Genomic DNA, 1,444 nt, shown 5'->3' on the forward strand with positions numbered 1-1,444 from the left:
TTGCCAACGTAAGCGGTCTGCACGACAAAGTTCAACGCACATTCTATCCGTGGACCAGGCGAAACACGTCAACCATTGATCAAGACCTTTCCACGCCTGGTCCCCGGATAGAATGCAATTCGTTATCGGTGCGAAAGGATCTAGGACCACTAGCTGTAGAAGCAAGTGCTTGCTTAGCAAGATGACTGATCGGAGATAAATGCAGTACGAGTATAAAACTATGGTTCTTGAGGTACCTCGACGATCTGGGCTTTGGACTCAGAAACCCGCGACTGACGAACTTTCCAATATTGATCGTGCTCTACAAGAACTTGGCGACGATGGCTGGCAGTTGGTCGGCGTTTTTCCTTTTACTGACGGCGGTAGTCCTGCTCAGATAAGCAAAGCAATCCACTACTTTATGCGTCCCAAGCATTCGTGATTCTTTTGCTAAACGGTCAGTGCCTGCGTTTGTCGATGGAGCACTCGCAATCTGACGTTCGTCGATTTAGACAACCGTTTCGGCGATTCCCCATACTGATCCGATAACCATCCGATGAACCGCAGTCGGCCACGACCGTTTACTCTGTGGTCAGCGTTAATCTGGCCGACGCGGTTATCGTCAATGTTCCCCGACTGAAAGAAAACTAACCCGGATGCGTCGCGCCGCCCTGAAATTCGCGTTGCTCGCACTGGCGATATCCTCAACTGGCTTCATTGCAAGCACATTGCTTCGCGGCTATCGACTGGCAACCCTTAAAGCGAGCACAATTGCGTCGCTTTCGTGGAGCGGCGGGTCACCGGACGATCAGATTCTGCTCGACCGTCTTAGGACGTACGTCGGCAACGCATCCCGAACGGACCTGCTATCGCCCGACATTGCGTCTGTCACCTATTATCCCGACGACGACGGCTTAGGCATCGGCGTCGATTGGATCGGGCTTCACCCAACTATTGATGCGATACGATTGGAGTTTGCGGATGGATCACATCATGACGTAGTGCTGACGGATCAGGATCGTCGTTCACATCGACGTTTAGCCTCCAAGACCCTCTTCTTCGAGACATGGTTTTCTGATTTAATTGTGCCAGAAGAATACCGGCCGCATTTGACTGACGGACTTATCGCTGTTGTATTGCTAAACGCGGGGAAAGAATGCAGTAAAAAACGCATGCCCCCCACCTACGTCAGTAAGGAGTACCATGGATCTGTTGCGGTGGAGTTTGTCGACGGTGCAATCCAGTATGACTTTTCGACCGGTAACGGCGGGGAACCATCGCGTGAACCGGAGAACGCGAGCTAAGCGATTTGGCCGTTAGAAACTTTACTGCGCGTTCCCGGTTAGATATACCGGTAGTAATCAAGGGGTGGGCGGGGTATGCCCGCCAAGTTTTTTTTGTTTTTTTCGAGGGCTGGATCGTCGCTGATCGGGAAGTTCAATGTTGAAGGTTTTCGCTAAGTCCA

2 protein-coding genes are annotated in these 1,444 nt (G+C 51.5%); both read left to right on the top strand.

Going from position 1 to position 1,444, the window contains the following annotated elements:
• Positions 1–199: 199 nt before the first annotated feature.
• Complete coding sequence (locus Q31b_RS27720; RefSeq protein ID WP_146602923.1) at positions 200–421, top strand: DUF4177 domain-containing protein; 222 nt, start codon at positions 200–202, stop codon at positions 419–421.
• 214 nt (positions 422–635) lie between these two features.
• A complete protein-coding gene (locus Q31b_RS27725) occupies positions 636–1,283 on the top strand; it encodes a hypothetical protein (RefSeq protein WP_146602924.1) in 648 nt (215 codons plus the stop codon).
• Positions 1,284–1,444: the final 161 nt, after the last annotated feature.

Source organism: Novipirellula aureliae (assembly GCF_007860185.1).
Lineage (GTDB): Bacteria > Planctomycetota > Planctomycetia > Pirellulales > Pirellulaceae > Novipirellula_A > Novipirellula_A aureliae.